General features: G+C 38.1%; 16 protein-coding genes. 14 read left to right on the top strand and 2 right to left on the bottom strand.

Annotated features, from left to right (window positions below):
- The first annotated feature begins 20 nt into the window (after positions 1–20).
- The 8 genes from arsB (at position 21) to J2T20_RS18065 (ending at position 6671) form a co-directional block, all read left to right on the top strand.
- Positions 21–1079: an ACR3 family arsenite efflux transporter gene (gene arsB, locus J2T20_RS18100; protein WP_307590750.1), complete on the top strand. Its 1059-nt coding sequence runs from the start codon at positions 21–23 to the stop codon at positions 1077–1079.
- A 43-nt stretch (positions 1080–1122) separates the two neighbouring features.
- Positions 1123–1542, top strand: a complete 420-nt coding sequence (gene arsC, locus J2T20_RS18095) for an arsenate reductase (thioredoxin) (protein WP_307590748.1) — start codon at positions 1123–1125, stop codon at positions 1540–1542.
- Positions 1543–1598: 56 nt separating this feature from the next.
- Positions 1599–1961 carry an arsenite efflux transporter metallochaperone ArsD gene (gene arsD / locus J2T20_RS18090; protein WP_307590746.1) on the top strand — a complete coding sequence of 121 codons (363 nt, stop codon included), beginning with the start codon at positions 1599–1601 and terminating at the stop codon, positions 1959–1961.
- A gap of 17 nt (positions 1962–1978) precedes the next feature.
- A complete protein-coding gene (arsA, locus tag J2T20_RS18085; RefSeq protein ID WP_307590744.1) occupies positions 1979–3754 on the top strand; it encodes an arsenical pump-driving ATPase in 1776 nt (591 codons plus the stop codon).
- Between the two features lie 14 nt (positions 3755–3768).
- The gene (locus J2T20_RS18080) at positions 3769–4050 is read left to right on the top strand and encodes a HesB/IscA family protein (protein ID WP_307590742.1); all 282 of its coding nucleotides are present in this window, start codon (positions 3769–3771) and stop codon (positions 4048–4050) included.
- A 20-nt stretch (positions 4051–4070) separates the two neighbouring features.
- On the top strand, positions 4071–4502 hold the full coding sequence (locus J2T20_RS18075; RefSeq protein WP_307590740.1) for a protein-tyrosine phosphatase family protein: 432 nt from the start codon (positions 4071–4073) through the stop codon (positions 4500–4502).
- 429 nt (positions 4503–4931) lie between these two features.
- Entirely contained in the window at positions 4932–6080 is a 1149-nt protein-coding gene (locus J2T20_RS18070; protein ID WP_307590738.1) for an RNA-guided endonuclease InsQ/TnpB family protein, read from the top strand.
- Between the two features lie 219 nt (positions 6081–6299).
- Complete coding sequence (locus tag J2T20_RS18065) at positions 6300–6671, top strand: hypothetical protein (RefSeq protein WP_307590737.1); 372 nt, start codon at positions 6300–6302, stop codon at positions 6669–6671.
- A 481-nt stretch (positions 6672–7152) separates the two neighbouring features.
- Here the strand turns inward: J2T20_RS18065 and J2T20_RS18060 are convergent, their stop codons facing one another.
- Complete coding sequence (locus J2T20_RS18060; protein ID WP_307590735.1) at positions 7153–8823, bottom strand: FAD-dependent oxidoreductase; 1671 nt, start codon at positions 8821–8823, stop codon at positions 7153–7155.
- A 480-nt stretch (positions 8824–9303) separates the two neighbouring features.
- Here J2T20_RS18060 and J2T20_RS18055 point away from each other — a divergent pair, with 480 nt between their 5' ends.
- On the top strand, positions 9304–10341 hold the full coding sequence (locus J2T20_RS18055) for a hypothetical protein (RefSeq protein ID WP_307590733.1): 1038 nt from the start codon (positions 9304–9306) through the stop codon (positions 10339–10341).
- Between the two features lie 392 nt (positions 10342–10733).
- On the opposite strand, the gene J2T20_RS18050 is transcribed toward J2T20_RS18055, so the two are convergent.
- On the bottom strand, positions 10734–11126 hold the full coding sequence (locus J2T20_RS18050) for a hypothetical protein (RefSeq protein WP_307590731.1): 393 nt from the start codon (positions 11124–11126) through the stop codon (positions 10734–10736).
- 102 nt (positions 11127–11228) lie between these two features.
- Here J2T20_RS18050 and J2T20_RS18045 point away from each other — a divergent pair, with 102 nt between their 5' ends.
- From J2T20_RS18045 to J2T20_RS18025, 5 genes are all read left to right on the top strand, one after another.
- Complete coding sequence (locus J2T20_RS18045) at positions 11229–12449, top strand: IS256 family transposase (protein WP_307590729.1); 1221 nt, start codon at positions 11229–11231, stop codon at positions 12447–12449.
- Between the two features lie 336 nt (positions 12450–12785).
- The gene (locus tag J2T20_RS18040) at positions 12786–14429 is read left to right on the top strand and encodes a hypothetical protein (RefSeq protein ID WP_307590727.1); all 1644 of its coding nucleotides are present in this window, start codon (positions 12786–12788) and stop codon (positions 14427–14429) included.
- Positions 14395–14871 carry a hypothetical protein gene (locus J2T20_RS18035; protein ID WP_307590726.1) on the top strand — a complete coding sequence of 159 codons (477 nt, stop codon included), beginning with the start codon at positions 14395–14397 and terminating at the stop codon, positions 14869–14871. Before J2T20_RS18040 ends, J2T20_RS18035 begins: the two co-directional genes overlap by 35 nt.
- Positions 14872–14954: 83 nt before the next feature.
- The gene (locus tag J2T20_RS18030; RefSeq protein WP_307590724.1) at positions 14955–16130 is read left to right on the top strand and encodes an SIR2 family protein; all 1176 of its coding nucleotides are present in this window, start codon (positions 14955–14957) and stop codon (positions 16128–16130) included.
- On the top strand, positions 16114–17928 hold the full coding sequence (locus tag J2T20_RS18025) for an ATP-binding protein (protein ID WP_307590722.1): 1815 nt from the start codon (positions 16114–16116) through the stop codon (positions 17926–17928). Before J2T20_RS18030 ends, J2T20_RS18025 begins: the two co-directional genes overlap by 17 nt.
- Positions 17929–17952 lie beyond the last annotated feature (24 nt).

Genomic DNA, 17952 nt, shown 5'->3' with positions numbered 1-17952 from the left:
AATAGGGGAGACTGATCAATGTGAGCCAAAAGGTCAAGAAGTTATCGTTCTTGGATCGTTATTTAACACTATGGATCTTTGCAGCAATGGGACTGGGGATTTTGATTGGCTTTTTAGTGCCTAACTTTTCGGAAGGCTTGTCGAAGATGCAGGTGGGATCGACTTCAATTCCTATAGCTGTGGGATTAATTCTCATGATGTATCCTCCGCTTGCCAAAGTGAAGTTTGAGAAACTAGGAAGAGTATTTAAGGATTGGAAGGTTCTCCTTCTTTCCTTAGTACAGAACTGGATTATTGGTCCTGTTTTAATGTTTTTTCTGGCGATACTATTCCTGAGCGATATGCCGGAATACATGATCGGTTTGATCATGATTGGTTTGGCTAGATGTATTGCTATGGTACTTGTCTGGAGTGACCTGGCAAAAGGCGATCCGGAATATACGGCAGGTTTGGTAGCATTTAACTCTGTATTCCAAATTATTTTTTATTCTGTGTTTGCTTATTTATTCATAACTGTATTTCCTGGATGGTTCGGTATTCAGGGAGCAGTAGTAAATGTTACGATGGGACAAATTGCAGAAAGCGTAATGATTTACCTTGGTATTCCCTTTGCTGCTGGAATTTTTACACGGGTGATTGCTTTGAAGACTAAGGGTGAGGATTGGTTCGAGAAGGTGTTTTTACCAAAGATTGGACCTCTTACCTTAATTGCACTCTTGTTCACTATAGTTCTCATGTTCTCTCTTAAAGCAGATTTGATGATTGAGCTGCCAATGGATGTTGTTAGAATCGCTATACCGTTATTAATCTACTTTGTGATTATGTTTTTCCTATCCTTTTGGATGTCCAAAAAAGCCGGAACTTCTTATCCGGTAGCAGCTTCTCTTTCTTTTACAGCAGCCAGCAACAACTTTGAATTGGGGATTGCTGTGGCAATCGGTGTTTTCGGACTAAACTCAGGCGCAGCATTTGCAGCTGTCATTGGACCGCTTGTTGAGGTGCCTGTTCTTATTGGGCTAGTGAACGTCTCTTTATGGCTCGGGAAGAAGTACTTTAGCAAACCGTCACTTGTTTCCTAAGACATTGTTATCATTACTTTCAATATAAAGGAGATTATTTAACATGGACAAGAAAACAATCTACTTTTTGTGTACAGGAAACTCATGCCGGAGCCAGATGGCTGAGGGTTGGGCGAAGAAATACCTAAGTGATGAGTGGAATGTTTACAGTGCTGGTATTGAGGCCCACGGTCTAAATCCAAAAGCTGTTCAAGCGATGAATGAAGTAGGCATTGATATTTCGGGTCAAACCTCGGATATTATAGATCCGCAGCTATTGAATAATTCAGACCTCGTCATTACATTATGTGGAGACGCTGCTGATAAATGTCCAATTACTCCACCACAAGTAAAACGTGAACACTGGGGATTTGATGATCCGGCCAAAGCGCAAGGAACAGATGAAGAAAAATGGGCCGTATTCCAGCGGGTTCGTGATCAAGTAGGCGAACGTATCAAACAATTTGCTGAAACTGGCGAATAATAAACAATACAGCCGGGAAATCCCCGGCTGTATTTCTAAGTAAAGGAGATGATTTCATGAAATCCATTGAAATTTACGATCCGGCAATGTGCTGCTCCACCGGAGTTTGCGGCCCTGTCGTTGATCCTGAATTAATTCGTATGTCCGCTGTGGTTCATAATCTGAAGAAGCAAGAAGTGAATGTCTCCAGATATAACCTGACCAGTGAGCCAGATGCTTTTGTATCGAATGCTGCAGTCAGACAATTATTGACTGACGAAGGTCCGGAAGTTTTACCTATTATTTTTGTTGATGGGAAAGTAGCTAAGAAACAGAGTTATCCAACCAATGAAGAGTTAGAGCAGTGGACAGGAATCGCCGCATCTGAACTGATTGCCAAGCCTCGAATTCGTCTTGAAATAAAGACGAATTCACAATAAAGGAAAGAAGGCGAAACATGTCCACTTTGTTTGATCCACTTACAATATTGCGTACACCCTACCTGTTCTTTACAGGCAAGGGTGGAGTAGGTAAAACCTCAACAGCCTGTGCAGCGGCAGTAGTACTGGCCGACTCAGGGAAACGGGTTCTGCTTGTAAGCACCGATCCAGCCTCTAATCTTCAGGATGTTTTTGGCACCCAGCTTTCCAACCATCCGACTCCCATTAAGGGTGTTCCTAATCTATTTGCAGCCAACTTAGATCCGGAGACCGCCGCCGAAGAGTACAAGGCGAAAATGGTAGCTCCTTACCGGGGAGTCTTGCCGGATTCGGTGGTCGCTTCTATGGAAGAACAGTTATCTGGGGCGTGTACGGTAGAGATTGCAGCATTTGATGAATTTACGACACTACTGACCAACGACCAATTGAAGTCTCAATTCGATCATATTTTGTTTGATACCGCACCAACAGGACACACCCTACGACTCTTACAGCTCCCTTCGGCTTGGAGTGGTTTCCTGGATGATAGTACGCATGGAGCTTCGTGTTTGGGTCCCCTGGCGGGGCTCGAGGCCAAAAAATCACTATATCAAGAGGCGGTTCAATCCTTGTCAGATGGTACTCAAACGACTCTGATTCTGGTCTCTCGTCCGGAGCAATCGCCATTACTGGAAGCCGCACGCGCATCTTCTGAACTGAAAGGTACTGGGATTGAAAATCAACTACTCGTGATTAATGGGATTCTTAGTTCCTCTTTTAACGAAGATTTAGTATCCAAGGGTTTTGTTGATCGGCAGCAGAAGGCGTTAACACAAATGCCTGCCGAACTTCAGTCTTTGGATAGCTACCATATCCCCTTAGCTCCATTTAATGTGACAGGATTAGAAAACTTGCGTGCATTTTTCGTCCCCGTTCAAGCGACTGCTGATCATTTACTCCCAGTAGAAGTGGACGTTGCAATCCCATCACTTGAGTCTTTAATTACGGATTTAGAATCTGATGGGATTCGAGTAATCTTTACTATGGGTAAAGGTGGTGTGGGCAAAACTACCGTAGCATCCGCTATTGCTGTTGGATTGGCCGAACGAGGACACCGGGTCCATCTCAGTACAACAGATCCGGCAGCTCATCTGGAGTATGTTTTTGGTGACAATTCGGATCAAATAACCGTTAGCCGAGTTGACCCAAAGGTGGAGCTTGAAAAATATCAGCAAGAAGTGATCAGCCAAAATGCGGATTCCCTCGATGATGAAGGTCTGGCCTTTTTAGAAGAGGATTTAAGATCACCATGCACCGAGGAAATTGCCGTTTTTCGTGCATTTGCCGATTTGGTAGAGCGATCTGAAGATGAGATTGTCGTTATTGATACGGCACCGACTGGACATACCTTGCTATTGCTGGATGCAACTCAGGAATATCATAAAGAAATCGCTCGTTCCTCCGGCATCGTTCCAGAATCTGTACAGCATTTATTGCCTAGACTACGGGATCAGAAAGAGACGAGCGTCGTCATTGTCACGTTAGCGGAGGCCACTCCAGTTTATGAAGCATCGCGTCTGGAAAAGGATCTGAAGCGTGCAGGGATTCCTACGAAATGGTGGGCGATCAATCAGAGTTTTGCTGCGGCAGGAACAACTGATCCTGTGCTTAGCGGGCGAGCTCATGCCGAACTAGAATGGATTCAAAAGGTACTTTACAAAGCTGAGGGGCATGCCATAATTATTCCTTGGGAGCCGGATGAAGTGACGGGATATGAACAACTCAAAGGGCTTTCGGCAAGTATTTCGAAATAGAAAGAGTGAGATCAATGATCATTACGGATGAAGCAAAGATATTCATTGAGAACATGATGAAGGAAGCGGGAGTCTCCACCTTGCGGTTTGGTTATAGTGATGCAGGCTGCTGCGGACCCAGTTACCAGTTATCGCTTGAGAAACCGCAAGCAGATGATACCGTTACCTTGATCAATGAGGTTGAGGTCGCAGTTGATTCCAGAGTGGCTGATCAGATCAGCGGACTTACACTGGATTTTGTGCAAGACGAACAAGGTGCTGGACTAACTATAAGTGGCGGAAGTAACTGCTGCTAGAGACATAGGGGAGAACTATAATGGCAAATTATCATGAACTGATTCCAGGTAAAGTATACATCGGCGGGGAGAATGCACTATTTGAAGCCCTTCAGGAGCAGGAGATATCCGATGTGTTTGACTTAAGAGATACCGGTACTGAGGCAGAAGGCTTTCCTGCTAAGGTAACCCGTCATCATTTCCCGATTGTGGAAGATGAGAGCGGCCAGGAAGGTTCAGTTCAAGCAGCCATCCAGGCGGTTACAGCAGCGGTAAATAGCGGGAAGTCAGTGTATTTCCATTGCGCTGGCGGCCGTAACCGTACAGGCACCGTTGCCACCGGTGTATTGCTGGAGCTTGGATTGGCATCCACGGTGGAAGAAGCGGAAACCTTGGCGAAAGAAAAGCGTCCAGATATCAACATCAAGCAAGAAATGCGTGATGTGTTGAAGGGCTTTTATCCGTCGAAATAAATAAATCCATAAATACAAAGGGGCTATTTCCAGTTGGAGATAGTCTTTTTTTATTAGATTGTTGCAAATTGCAACAGTTGTATGATGCATTTTATTTGTGGAGGGATGATGATTCAAGATCATGGAGAATGAGAAGATTTTCTTTAGAGCTGTAATGGATGGCAAAATTGGCTATGGTTTGTATAAAGGGATTAAAGGTTTATAATATTTCTTCTAAAAGATGAGGTGATATCCATGGAAACAGTTGATTTACTAAGAAATTTAATGAACTTTATCCAGAAGTCCCCTTCCTCAAAATGCGCAGCATCTAGGTAGGGGATGAATGGCTTTTTTTGTTCCAGAACGGAAAAGTAAAAGAAAGTAATGGAAAAAGTATATATGATTTTGATATACTTAGATTACAAACATACGTTCTGGAGGTGACAATACATGTTGCTTAATTATAAATACGAGATTTTTCTAACTATTGAACAACAAGAAATGTTGAATTTATGGCTTGCATGGTGTCGTCAAACCTACAACAGTGCGTTGTTAGATAAAAGTAACCCGTATAAAGCAACAAAGAAAAGTCTTTCCCGTCAAGAACTGCAAAAAATGCAGGTTGAAGATAAAAAGAAGTATGCATTTCTAAAGGAGATGCCTTCTCAACCTCTTCAAGAAGTTTTTTTTCGTCTTGAAAAAGCATTGGAAAAGTTCTTCAAAAAAGAAGCAAAATATCCGAAAATCAAGAGTTCGAAGGATTATTGTTCGCTTACTTTTACTCAATTTGGCATGGCTAAACAATACGATAAAAAATATAACAAGACGCGCACCGTTAGACGCGCTGCGTCTTTAGGTTGTAAAGGTTTGCTCCAAATCTCTGGTTTGGGGCTCATTTCAGTAAACTGGCATCGCAAACTCGATGGAAAAGTGAAGCAATGTATCATTAAACGCCAAGGAACACGTTGGTATGTTATTTTTTCTGTGGAGAAACGGAACGTTTCGAATACTGAATTGGATGTAAGCAAAACAACAGGTATTGATGTTGGAATCAAGAAATTCGCGGTTCTCTCGAACGGCGAAGAAATCGAAAATCCAAAATTTTTACGTAAATCCGAAAAGAAACTGAAACGTCAACAACGTCGCCTCTCGAGACGAAAAAAAGGCTCCAAAAACTGGAAGAAACAACTGGTGAAGGTACAAAAGATTCATACGAAGGTGGCAAACCAACGAAAAGATTTCCTTCACAAACAAAGTTTCAACCTTGCTCGAACCTATTCCGTTATTTGCGTGGAAGACCTTAAAATCAAGAACATGATAAAAAACCGGCATCTCGCAAAATCCATCGCAGATGCCGGTTGGGGAATGTTCCGTAGTTTCCTCAATTATAAATGTGAAAAGAACGGTGGTTTACTGGTTAAAGTTAAACCTCATTTCACCTCTCAAAAATGCTCTAACTGCGGCAATATGGTCAAAAAATCACTATCCGTTCGTACTCACATCTGTTCCAAGTGCAGAACTATTCTTGACCGTGACCATAATGCAGCAATTAATATTGAAAAAGAAGGGCTAAAACAAGTAACTCCTTTAGCCTCCTAATTTGTTTGATTATACGTAGGGCGAGGTCCCGTCCGAATTTACGCCTGGGGAGTTATGTAAGACCTTTAGGAATACTAAAGGCAATAACGTGGAACCAGGCAGCCCACACTTCTAAACCATAGGTTTACGTGGCGGGAGGTTCACTGAGAGCTTTAGATAAAAATATAGGCGCTTTGGAAAAAACACAACTAACGCACTTACAAAACCATGGTTGTACATATGAATACTGTAATTGGTAACGAAGCACTCGTTCTTGATTCCGCGAAACGTTACTCGCACATTAACTTTTATGGTCTAAATCCTGGACTAATTAAAACAAATATTCGCAGCAATACGCTTGGTAAAGACAGCATAAAATTTCGAATTATTGAGTCTCTAGTTGGTCTTTTATCACAAAGTCCAGAGACATATGCTGAGCGTGTCGTACCACTACTTTTCACTCCTAAGATTGAAGGCCACAACGGTGCCATGTTTAACCGAAAGGCTCTTGCAATTCATCCATCAACTACGATGACTAATGATTACGTTGGTGCTTTTATAAAAGCTTCCGAAGAACTTGTTAATCGTGTTAAAACTAATCGACTAAAGTAACAATCTTGCTTGGCCTAATACATCCGAAGGCTTAGCGTATTGTTGGCGGTACCCCATTATGGAAATGTTATCCATCCTATGAGCTATTTTTACACGTATGTCGGCTGTACCCGGATATCGTCCTGATATTCCGTTTCTTAACCATACAAGTGCACTTGATTCTGCTGGCAGCCCTCTGCATGATGCTGGTGTCAGCACAGTAATTCCAGGATTATATTATGTCGGTCTGTCTAATCAGCGCTCCTTTGCGTCTGCGACTATTCGTGGGGTAGGTTCAGATGCTAATTATGTCATCAAAAAAATTACTCGGTTTTTGAGATGATGAAGGAAATCTCTTTAGTTAATAATGTAGTTATGGAGACACACGATCCACCCACCAATAATACAGAAGAGGTGTCCCAAGAGCCCCAAATATGGCTGTTGAGATACCTCTGTGCGGCGCTAGTGGATATCCATGGTTTGCTTTTGTAAGTAGGTTGTCCTATTTCTTGCTGATTGAGTTCAAGTAACGGAGGTATACCTGATAATTCTTGTTACCTCCGGATAAATTATAGACTCTATCAAAACCCAAATTGATGAGAATGTTCTGAGCTGCATTCCCGGTTGTTCCTTTGTTGCAATAGGTTATTGTAGGTTTCTTAGGATCAAGAATAGAGGCCTTTTCTCGCAGATCACTCAACGAAATATGTTGTGCTCCTTGGACATGACTGGTTTCATATTGCTTTCTGGAACGTGTGTCTATGATTTGATAATCGGCTTCCTTGCCAACAAGCTCTGCCGGGGACAGCAGATACCGATTGCGGCTGATTGCATTATCAAGTGCCATCCCTGTGTACATGACTGGGTCTTTTGTGGTTGAGAAGGGAGGGGCATAAGCAAGGTCCAGATGAAAGAGATCCTTGACGTTTGCTTTGAAATGTAGAGCTGTAGCTAGCACGTCCAGCCGTTTATCAACCCCTTCTTTACCGATGATCTGAGCGCCTAATAAGCGACCACTATCACGGTCCGCTATTGCTTTAATCAACAGTTCACTTCCGTTTAAATATTCTGGTTTGGCCGGTTTGAGGTTATAGAGTACTTCTATGTCCAGGCCTTCTTCCCGTGCAGCCTTTTCCGTCAGACCCGTAGTTGCAACTGCCAATTCAAAAACACGGAAAATTCCTGTCCCCAGAACGCCTTGAAATTCCAGATCTCCTCCTGTGATAACATCCCCGGCAATCCGTCCAGTTTTGTTAGCTGTAGAACCCAAGGGATGGTAGAAGGGCTTCCCAGTAATAGATAGATAGCTTTCAGCCGCATCACCGACAGCGTAGATATTCTCATGACTGGTTCTCATTTGCTTATCCACCTTAATTGCACCGGTTGAACCCAACTGTAAGCCTGCCTCTTGAGCCAGTTTCACATTAGGTCGGACTCCAGTTGCTAGTATAACAATGTCGGTATTGAAGCGTTGTCCACTTTTCGTTTCGACGGCATGGATATGGTGAGTTGCATCTTGATGAATTCGTATGACTTCTTCATTCGTATGCACATCCACGCCTTTTTGCTGCAGATGTTCCTGAACACGAAAAGAAATATCGGAATCGAACGATGACATTACATGTCTACCGCGCTGCAAAATAACCGACTTAATGCCTTTTTGCGTAAATTGCTCAGCGATTTCCAATCCTATATATCCTCCGCCAATAATGATGGCTTGCTGAGGATTGGATTCTTGAATAAAGGCGTCTAATTTTCGAGTATCTTCCATAGTTCTTACAGGGAAAATATTCGTCATTTGCGCATCGACATATTCCGGGATAATCACATTGGCGCCTGTGGCCAGTACAAGCTTATCAAACGATTCTTCGTACTCGACTCCGCTGTTCAAATCGATGACGCGAATCATTTGGTTAACCGGATCAATAGAAGTAACCTCGTGGTTGATGTTCATCTTGACGTTGTACCGAGTCTCAAACCATTTTTTATCCCTTGGTGTCAATTGTGATATCTCGGTCACTTCATCACCCAAGAAATATGGAATTCCACAAATAGAGTAAGAGATGTCGGGTCCTTTTTCATATACAATAATTTCGGCTAATTCATCATTCCGTCGGGCTTTAGCTGCAGCTGAAGTCCCAGAAGCAACGGAACCCACAATAATAATCTTCATTTCAGATCCTCCTTGATTAATCGATATATAGTCATATTAGCATTTACTTATGTAAAAATAAACAAGAGATCCGTGATATTCAAAATGTCGGAGAAAATAGATGTCATACGTTCAATTAAATTATCAATTTTAACTGATGTTTTAACCAACAATCCACTCATCTGAGCAGCTCTTTCCCTTGAATAATTGGAGAATTATAATACTACTCACAAATAACATAGAATTCTATATTCACTTGAACAAGAAACACTTAGTTATAATGAAATCGTTAAATCCTTAGAGAGGAGATATCGTGTCCACTCAGATAAAAAGGTTTTTACGTGCATTTGCTGCAAACAACCGGTCAGTATGGTTTTACGAAAAGATAAATTCCATTTCAAACACATAGGTGAAGGTTGTCCGAGCTCAGAGAACTATAGTCATTATACCAAGCAAATTAAAGGGGAAGAGAACGAACAATCACATAGACTAGGAAAAACAATGATTAGAGCATATTTGGAAGGACAGCTCAAAATACACGGAATTAATGTGCAGGAAGGGTATAGTTATCGGAAAACAATAAAAATTGTACCGGATATATTACTTTACTTTCCTAACGGGGACATTTGGGTTGTAGATTACATAACAGGAAAAAAGCAAACTGAGGCATACAATAATTTCATTAAACGAAGAAAAGAAATTTATATGCAAGAAGGATTTAAATCATTCTTTTTTATTGATAAATCTTGGCTTTCTTCAGAGCACCCAACATTTAAGGGTATCTCTCTATATCCTGCAGAGAATCAAATGTTTATGCAAGGAGAGCAAGATCAATTATGGGAAGTGTTTCTAGCAAATATTATTTCTCAAGTAGGAGAAGAGTTTATTTTAAAATATCTATTCCATCTAAAAAAAGATTCTAAACAAAATTATAGTTTTTCTGTAGAAAGTATACTCTATGTCGACCCTTTGGCTGGACAAGCATTAATTCAAAGACTGGTGAGGTTGAATGAACAGTGGGGGTTACAGATTTACAGGGAGGAAATCTCGTTAGAACAAGCTTCTTCGCTTTCTTTATCAAAACAACAATTAAAGTGGGATGGAATATTCGAAGTAGAAGAACGAACAAAAATGGAAGCGGAGATTACAACTGCATTTGGGAAATACAAGTCAGAAGAAGCTTTAGCTGAAGAGATAAAAATGAAAGAGGAATTAAACAAAAAGCTCATAGAGTCCGAGAAACATATAGCCCATAAGCAATCAAATTATCATGTCGGATCAACACACCATGTTCACTCTCAAATCATCTTAGATAACACAAGTATCAATGAGCTTGTTCTCAAACTAAGGGAAGAATGTATAACTGTTTCTGAGGCTAATGAGCTTTATGATTATTATAAAAAAAACAAGCAGTTCAAAAACAAATCTGAGCTTGAAGAAATAAGAGTTTTAGCTAGAACAATGTTAGGTCCTATATCAAGTCCCAAACTATGGGAAACGAGACTTAGAGAAATCATAATTAATCTCGGACTTTTATAATAATAAAGCACTTAATTGTGATTTTTACACAAATTAAGGAGAGCGTACAATGATAAAAAAAATCATATTAAAAAATATAATGTATTACGTAATTAAAATCCAAGGTAGTTATTCAAATTGAATACTTCTGATTGTTAAGTTGGATTAGAACGGTAACGGCATTTATAAAATATCAAGTTGAACGTCTTTCTTCCTACCATGAATAACAACCTTATTAACGGTAAGAAGGAAGACGATACGTTCCGTTTGGATGTAATTTATAACAATGTAGGTAACTTTGTATCATTTATGTATGCAAGTTTGTGTCATGAAAGATTACTCTTTACCACAATCTACCGTAATCAGGGATGAGCCGTTTTTTATCTGTCGCACTACATATTACAATCCGTTATTTATAATTGCGGAACATTCCAAACAATATATTTTTTAGAATACATATTGCTTTCTACTGTGATTGTTTTTTTATTATATTCAAATACATATCCTGAACCCACTTGTTCTTTAAACTCCCATTCACCATTTTTTTTCATGAAATTAATGATTGGAGTACTTCCATCTTTGAATTTAGAAATATATTTACTTCCTATGGATATCCCTGATATTTCAACTAATTCATTGTCACTAAAGTTCAATTTCAAAATAGATGATGTTATGTTTACAGGATTTCCTTCTTGAAAGGCAGTTTTTATCATTGTATTGAAAAAGAAAAATGACGTCAGAATTAATAGGAAAAGTAAAAGTAGAATTGTTTTCATACTCCTTTTTTTTAGTATAATATTTTTCATTGTTTGATTACCTCTTTTCATTAATATTTGAGTCTGTAAAATATATTGTGTAAACTCTCAAACCCATTAAAATGGAAGTGAGAGAAAGGTTGGGGAGAACACATGGGACTTTGGACAAAACAGCAGTTGCGAGAATTTATTAAAGAGAATAATTTAGTCTCTGCACAAGACGCTCAGAATGCCTTAAAGGAACTGTTTGCCGAAACGATTCAGGAGATGCTGGAAGCCGAAATGGATACTCATTTGGGCTATGGCAAGCATGAGGTGAAGGCGAAACTTACACCAAACAGTCGCAACGGAAAGAGCCGCAAAACGGTAGTCAGTGAGTACGGCGAACAGGAGATTGCCATCCCTAGGGATCGGCTGGGTGAGTTTGAGCCTCTGGTCATCAAGAAGCACCAATCCAATGTAACGGGCATCGAAGAGCAGATCATAGCCCTGTATGCCAAAGGCGTCAGTACAAGAGAAATTCAGGATCATCTAGGGCAGATGTATGGCATTGAAGTCTCTCCTACGCTTATTTCCAATGTCACGAATAAGATTGTGCCTCTCATTAAAGAATGGCAGAACCGGCCGCTGCAAGGGGTCTATGCGGTCGTCTATTTGGATGCGATCCACTTCAAAGTCAAGCAGGACGGGGCCATTATCAACAAGGCTGCCTACATGGTCATTGGCATTGATCTGGACGGAAACAAAGACGTGCTGGGCATGTGGATTGGTGAGAATGAGTCCTCCAAGTTCTGGCTGAGTGTGCTGAATGAACTTAAGAATCGCGGGGTTCAGGACATTCTCATTATCTGCGTGGATAACCTATCTGGATTTTCCCAAGCGATTGCAGCCTGCTATCCCCAAACTGAAATCCAGAAGTGTATTATTCACCAAATCCGCAGCTCCACACGGTACGTCTCGTACAAGGACATTAAGAAAGTGACTGCTGACTTAAAGCCTATTTACAAGGCAGCTACCGAGGAAGGCGCCTTACTTGAACTCGACCGTTTCGAGGAAGTTTGGGGAGCGAAGTATCCACTTATTATTCGTTCTTGGCGAACAAATTGGGACGAGCTCGCTACCTTTTTCAAGTACCCGCCTGAGATCCGTAAACTCATCTACACCACAAATATGATCGAGAGTTACCACCGCCAGCTTCGTAAAGTGACAAAGGGAAAAAGTATTTTCCCCACGGATGAGGCCTTGCTTAAAATGCTGTATCTCGCCACCGTGGATGTCACTCGCAAATGGACAGGCCGTGTCCAAAACTGGGGACAAATGCTGCTCCAGCTATCGGTCTTTTTCCCCGATCGGGTCGGGCAACACTTACGTTAGATTCGCGACTTCCCCCTCGGGGGAATCTGTGCTTAAAAGAGTTTACACAAAATTATTGACAGACCCAAACCTTGGGTAAATCAAATTTCTTTAGCTGTTCTTTGTGCCACCGACAGAAACTTAGCACCAACATCAATTAATAACATGCTAGCTTCTCTTAATGCTAGATTTAATGATATTTTTAATGAGTTCAATTTAAAAAGTTTTGATCAGTTACAATATCATCATATACACAGTTATTTGTCTGGTGATTTCCTTCCTAACCATTCTTCCCGTCAAAGGCAAATGTTTATAGCTCACTACAAATCCTTTAACTTTAATGTCTCTAAGTGGGTTATGAATAGAATTCCCATAGAAAAAAAAGATATATACCGTCAGTTCTATTTAACAGAATTCCCTTTTGATAATCGAGATTATTCAGTAAGAAACGAAGCCAACACTATGGCTCAAAAAAAACGAAAAGATGAAACCTCTGCTGTCACTCCATTGTTACCTTCAATTAGATCTCAATGTCATTTTAGATGGAATCAAATTAGGAGACTGCGAGAATTAACAAATAATATAATAGAGAAAACGAAAAATGAAAAAATACCTCTGCCTTTTTCTTTTGATTATGAGGAGTCTGATTATTTGAATGAAAAACTCTATTTTGAACTAAATAAAAACCTCGCCGGCGAGTATTATTTAGTATTCATTAAATCAGAAAACTTATCCGATGGATCACCAGGGGAAGGGCTTTGGTTTTTTGATTTATTAAGAAAAAGACTGTTGGGGGCGTGGTCACATGGAGCCTCTGAACTAAGGAAACATGAAGGGAGTAAGTTCTTGGAGGAATGGGGTCATGATATTAAAGAGAATATCCATCCTTTTCAATCCAGAAATAAAGGAGTTTTAACTCAAGGGTTTACAATTACAAGAACCCAAAATGATTTAGATTCATCAGATTCACGACTTCTTATTAATATTGAGCCTATATACATTGCATGTATGTTTGCTACATTTGCTATTGATATTCAATCTTTTTCTGGTGCACGAATGAATGAAATACTTCAAATAAGCTATGATAAACAGTGTTGTGTGATTACTGAAGATAAGAGCCTTAAACCATCAAAGAAAAACTATATATTTAGATTAATTCCAAAAGGAAGAGATGTTGAAGAAAATTACTACATGCCTGAGAGTATATATATGGCGATGGCATCTATAATTAAGGAATTAAAAGTTCATTATGCTGAAGATAGTCTACCTACTGTCAAGTACAGTGTTAATTCACGTGCCCATATAATGGAGGATGAACGTAAATATATTTTTCAATATGAAAGACAGCATATTAATCATTTTACTCTAAACTCTGTAATTCGTTTTCTGACACACGGTTTAATAATACAAACGGAGGAAGGAAAACAAGTCATTCTCAAAACCCATTTGTTAAGACATGCGTTTGCAACTCATATGGCCCAGACTGAGAAACTTCCACTAGACTTAATTAAGCAATTACTTCATCAAAAAGATATAAACGTAACTTCATATTATTCGGCCCCTACACAATCACAAATAACTAATACAATCGACATCCTTCAAGAAAATTGGGTATCTTATATCGATATTCAGCAGGGACTAATCAGAAGTCCTTCAGAAATACTTGACACTTATAACGATTACAAGGAAAAAGTAGGTACAGTGTCTAAAGTTATTGGAGGAGTTTGTACTATTGATTCAGTTTGTCCAACAAAAATGGCTTGTATGGGATGTGTTGCTAAAGCACCACAACCTGAATTTAAAAAGGAAATTGAAGATTACTACCAATGGGCTTATGAAAGCGAAATTCGCTTTAACAAACAGGGTTTAGAAATAGAAGCAAAAAAAATGAAAATAGCTATGAAAAGAGCAAAGATTGAATTAAAGGAGATTGAAGGAATCGAACAATATAAAAAGGATGAGGCTTATGCACCAAAAGTACAATTCAAGAAGGAAAGTTGAGAAGCCATGGCTTACTGAGACTTATAAAAATAAGTCTCAGCGCACATTTGAATTAGGAAAAAAAGCTATAGATCAGTTAATTAAAGAAAACATTAATATATCCTATAGAAAAATTGCTGAGAAATCAAAGCTTTTTGACAATAATAATAATGGAATTCACCCAAATTCAATACGTACCAATCAGGAGTTATATAATTACTACAATAAGTTTGTTGTGAAAAAAAGTATAACAAAAAGACGTAATTTCACCTCGCTTGATTTCACTGAAATAAATAAAAATTACAAAGATATAAAATTGAATAGAGATAAAAATGCTCTTAGGCAAAAATACATGAAATACGAAAAGAGACACCTTATTGAATTATTGATTAACGCTGAAGAATATATTGCTGAAAATAATAAGAAATGGATTGTCTCACAGTTTGAAAATTTTGTTGAATAAATGAAATAATATAAAAATAAAAGGAAATATTAGGAGGAATGTCGAACAATAAATAAAAGAAACTATAAAAAAGGTGAATATAAATGACAACCATTCTTCCCACTATCAAACCTTCTTTATATCATTTAAGAAACGGTATCGATATAAATGAAGGAAATGATTTTAAAAATCAAAAAAAAGACATTTCTAATGTATTGAAACAAGTTTGTAGTAAATCAGATAATTTACACTTTTTGCTAGGATCTGGATGCTCATTACCAGCCATTCCATTGATGGGGAACACATTTATGGCTTTGAAAAGGAGTCAGCCTGACTTAAATGATATACTCGGAAAATACAAAGAGGAAAACAAAGATATTGAAGGATTTTTAAATCATTTAAATCATGGTTTAAACTTTCTTGAACCTGATAGCTACCAATATAATAAAATTGAAGAGGCTTTCAATATTACTAAAAAATTTATATTGAAAACTATAAACTTGAACTATAACGTAAAACAAGATGATCAATTGTTAAAGGGCGATGCTGATACTCTTGCAACTTTAGAATTATATCTGAGATTTTATAGAAGTGTTTTTAGTTATCGTGATTTTAATAAACAAGTTTCTCCTATAAATATATTTACTACAAATTATGATTTATTTTCTGAAGTGGCACTTGAAAAGATAGGTATACATTACACAAATGGGTTTAAAGGATTTGTCTCAAGAAGATTTGAACCATCAGTGTTCCGGCTTAGACTCGTTGATGAAGAAAATAGATACAAGGAAAAATGGAGTGCTGTTAGACGATTTGTAAAATTATATAAAATTCACGGGTCTATTGACTGGAAATATGATGAACATGATCAAACTATAAAACAAAGCAAAAATGTTAATACGGACTTTTCTCAAGAGATACTGATATATCCAACAGTACATAAACACCTTGAATCCCAACAGAGTCCTTATTCTGAACTATTCAGGGAATTTACTAATAATATGCAAAAAAGGAATTCTACACTTATAGTAATTGGGTATGGATTCCCTGATGAGCATATTAATCAATTGATTTCTCAATCTCTACAACAGGATGATTTTAATTTAATTGTATTCGGTAATAAATTTGAACAAAATGCTCAATTATTCATTAATAAACATAAGGAAACGAGCAATTTGCATTTTATTGGCGGAAATTTTGATTCAGAAAATGATGGGCACTACTTTAATAATATAATCCAGTTGCTAGAGGATGGGATCAACAGTGCAGACTCAGAATAGCATTGGAGTTATTAGTAAAGTATTTACAAATAAAATAGTAATAGAGGTATCTGATACTAATAAAATTAATTATAATTATCTAGGAGATTTATATATTTGCGAGGGAATTAACTCATTTGTTACTATATATAAATCCTTATATCAGAAATTCATCTATCAAATAATTAATTTAGCGGAGATAGAAAAACCTTTTGATAGCTTAGAAGATGAATCAAAATTTCATAACAAGGCATACTTTGAGGCTATACCAATAGGAGAAATTAAGGAAAATAGCTTTAGATTCGGTTTGTCAAAGTTTCCGATGATTGGCAATGAGGTATATTTAACCAACACCCTAGACATGAACTTGATATTTAAAGTGGAAGATAACGTTCCTTCGTTATCATTAGGTTTATTGGCTAGTCACGAATTTTTTTCACCTAAATTCTCAATAGATAAATTACTGACAAATCACATGTGTATCTTAGGCAATACTGGATCTGGAAAATCCACTACAGTCCGAAAATTATTAAATGAGATCATTTATTCAACCGCTGAATTTCAGTTAAATATCAACTCTGCAAATTTTATTATTTTTGATGTTCATGATGAATATGATAATCTTCCAAACGATTTTACGACTATAGCTGATGTGCTTAGGGAAATATCTATCCCCCTCGACACACTGTCTCCGGAGGACTGGATCAATCTAGTACAGCCAGCAAATGCAGTGCAACTTCCTGTTTTGATGAACGGATTGCGTTTAGCTAATTTAATCGAAAACAACGAATCATCAATTTGCAACTGGATTAAGGCTTACTGCGCGTTAGAACTCTATAATAATGTTCAGACAGAGGTTGTAGGGAAGAGAACAAAGATAATTTCTTTATTACAAGATATAAATGATCATGATATCAAATCCATACTTAAACAATATAATTCTCAATATGGTAATTTTATTGGTGCTAATGAACAAGTGTTTATCGAAACTATTAAAAAATATGTTAGTACTCAGTCAAATAATGATTATGAAAATTGTAAAGAATTGATTTATTCGCTTATAGAAAATTCAAATAGTAGAGTTACTCACTTGCGAAACTTAGAGCTTGGCATGGAGCTTACCTTTTTATTTGAAGAGAGCAAAGGTAATACCCAAGCCCGTTCGTACTGTTTAACTTTGATGACACGTATTAGCAACTTGATCGCTTCTTATTCTAAATCACTATTTGATAATAACGAAACAAAAATAAACAAGTTTTATGAAGTATGCAATTTTGAAAAAGGGTTTACCTTATTTAAAGTGTCAAGTCTAGATGATAAAGACCTACTGTTCTTTACGAGCTATGTATTAAAAATAATATACAACAAACAAAAAGAACAACGACAAAGTAGGGTTGGAGCTAATTCACTATACCATTTTATATTTGATGAGGCGCATAAATATATTACCGAAGGTGAGAGTGATGTATTAAAATCCATAAAAGCCTTCGAACAAATAGCAAAAGAAGGTAGGAAATTCGGTGTTTTCATGATTTTGGCCAGTCAAAGACCAGGTGAGCTATCGAAAACTGTATTGTCTCAATGTAACAATTTTATTTTGCATAGAATTAGAAGTAACGTTGACTTGGATCAAATGAGGCGAAGCATACCTTACATAAGTGACTCACAATTACAACGTATTTCATATCTAACCACGGGCTCAGCATTATTGGTTGGTGAAGCTTTCACTGTACCAATGGAATTAATAATCAAAGGAGAAGAATATGGAAATCCTTCGAACACGTTGCTACCGTCTAATGTTTGGAGCAAAGTAAATTAGCCCAAATTAGAGATTGTTTAATCG

Source organism: Paenibacillus wynnii (genome assembly GCF_030812855.1).
Lineage (GTDB): Bacteria > Bacillota > Bacilli > Paenibacillales > Paenibacillaceae > Paenibacillus_AQ > Paenibacillus_AQ wynnii_A.
The sequence above is the reverse complement of the archived record's forward strand: the minus strand, read 5'-3'. Positions and strand labels throughout refer to the sequence as shown.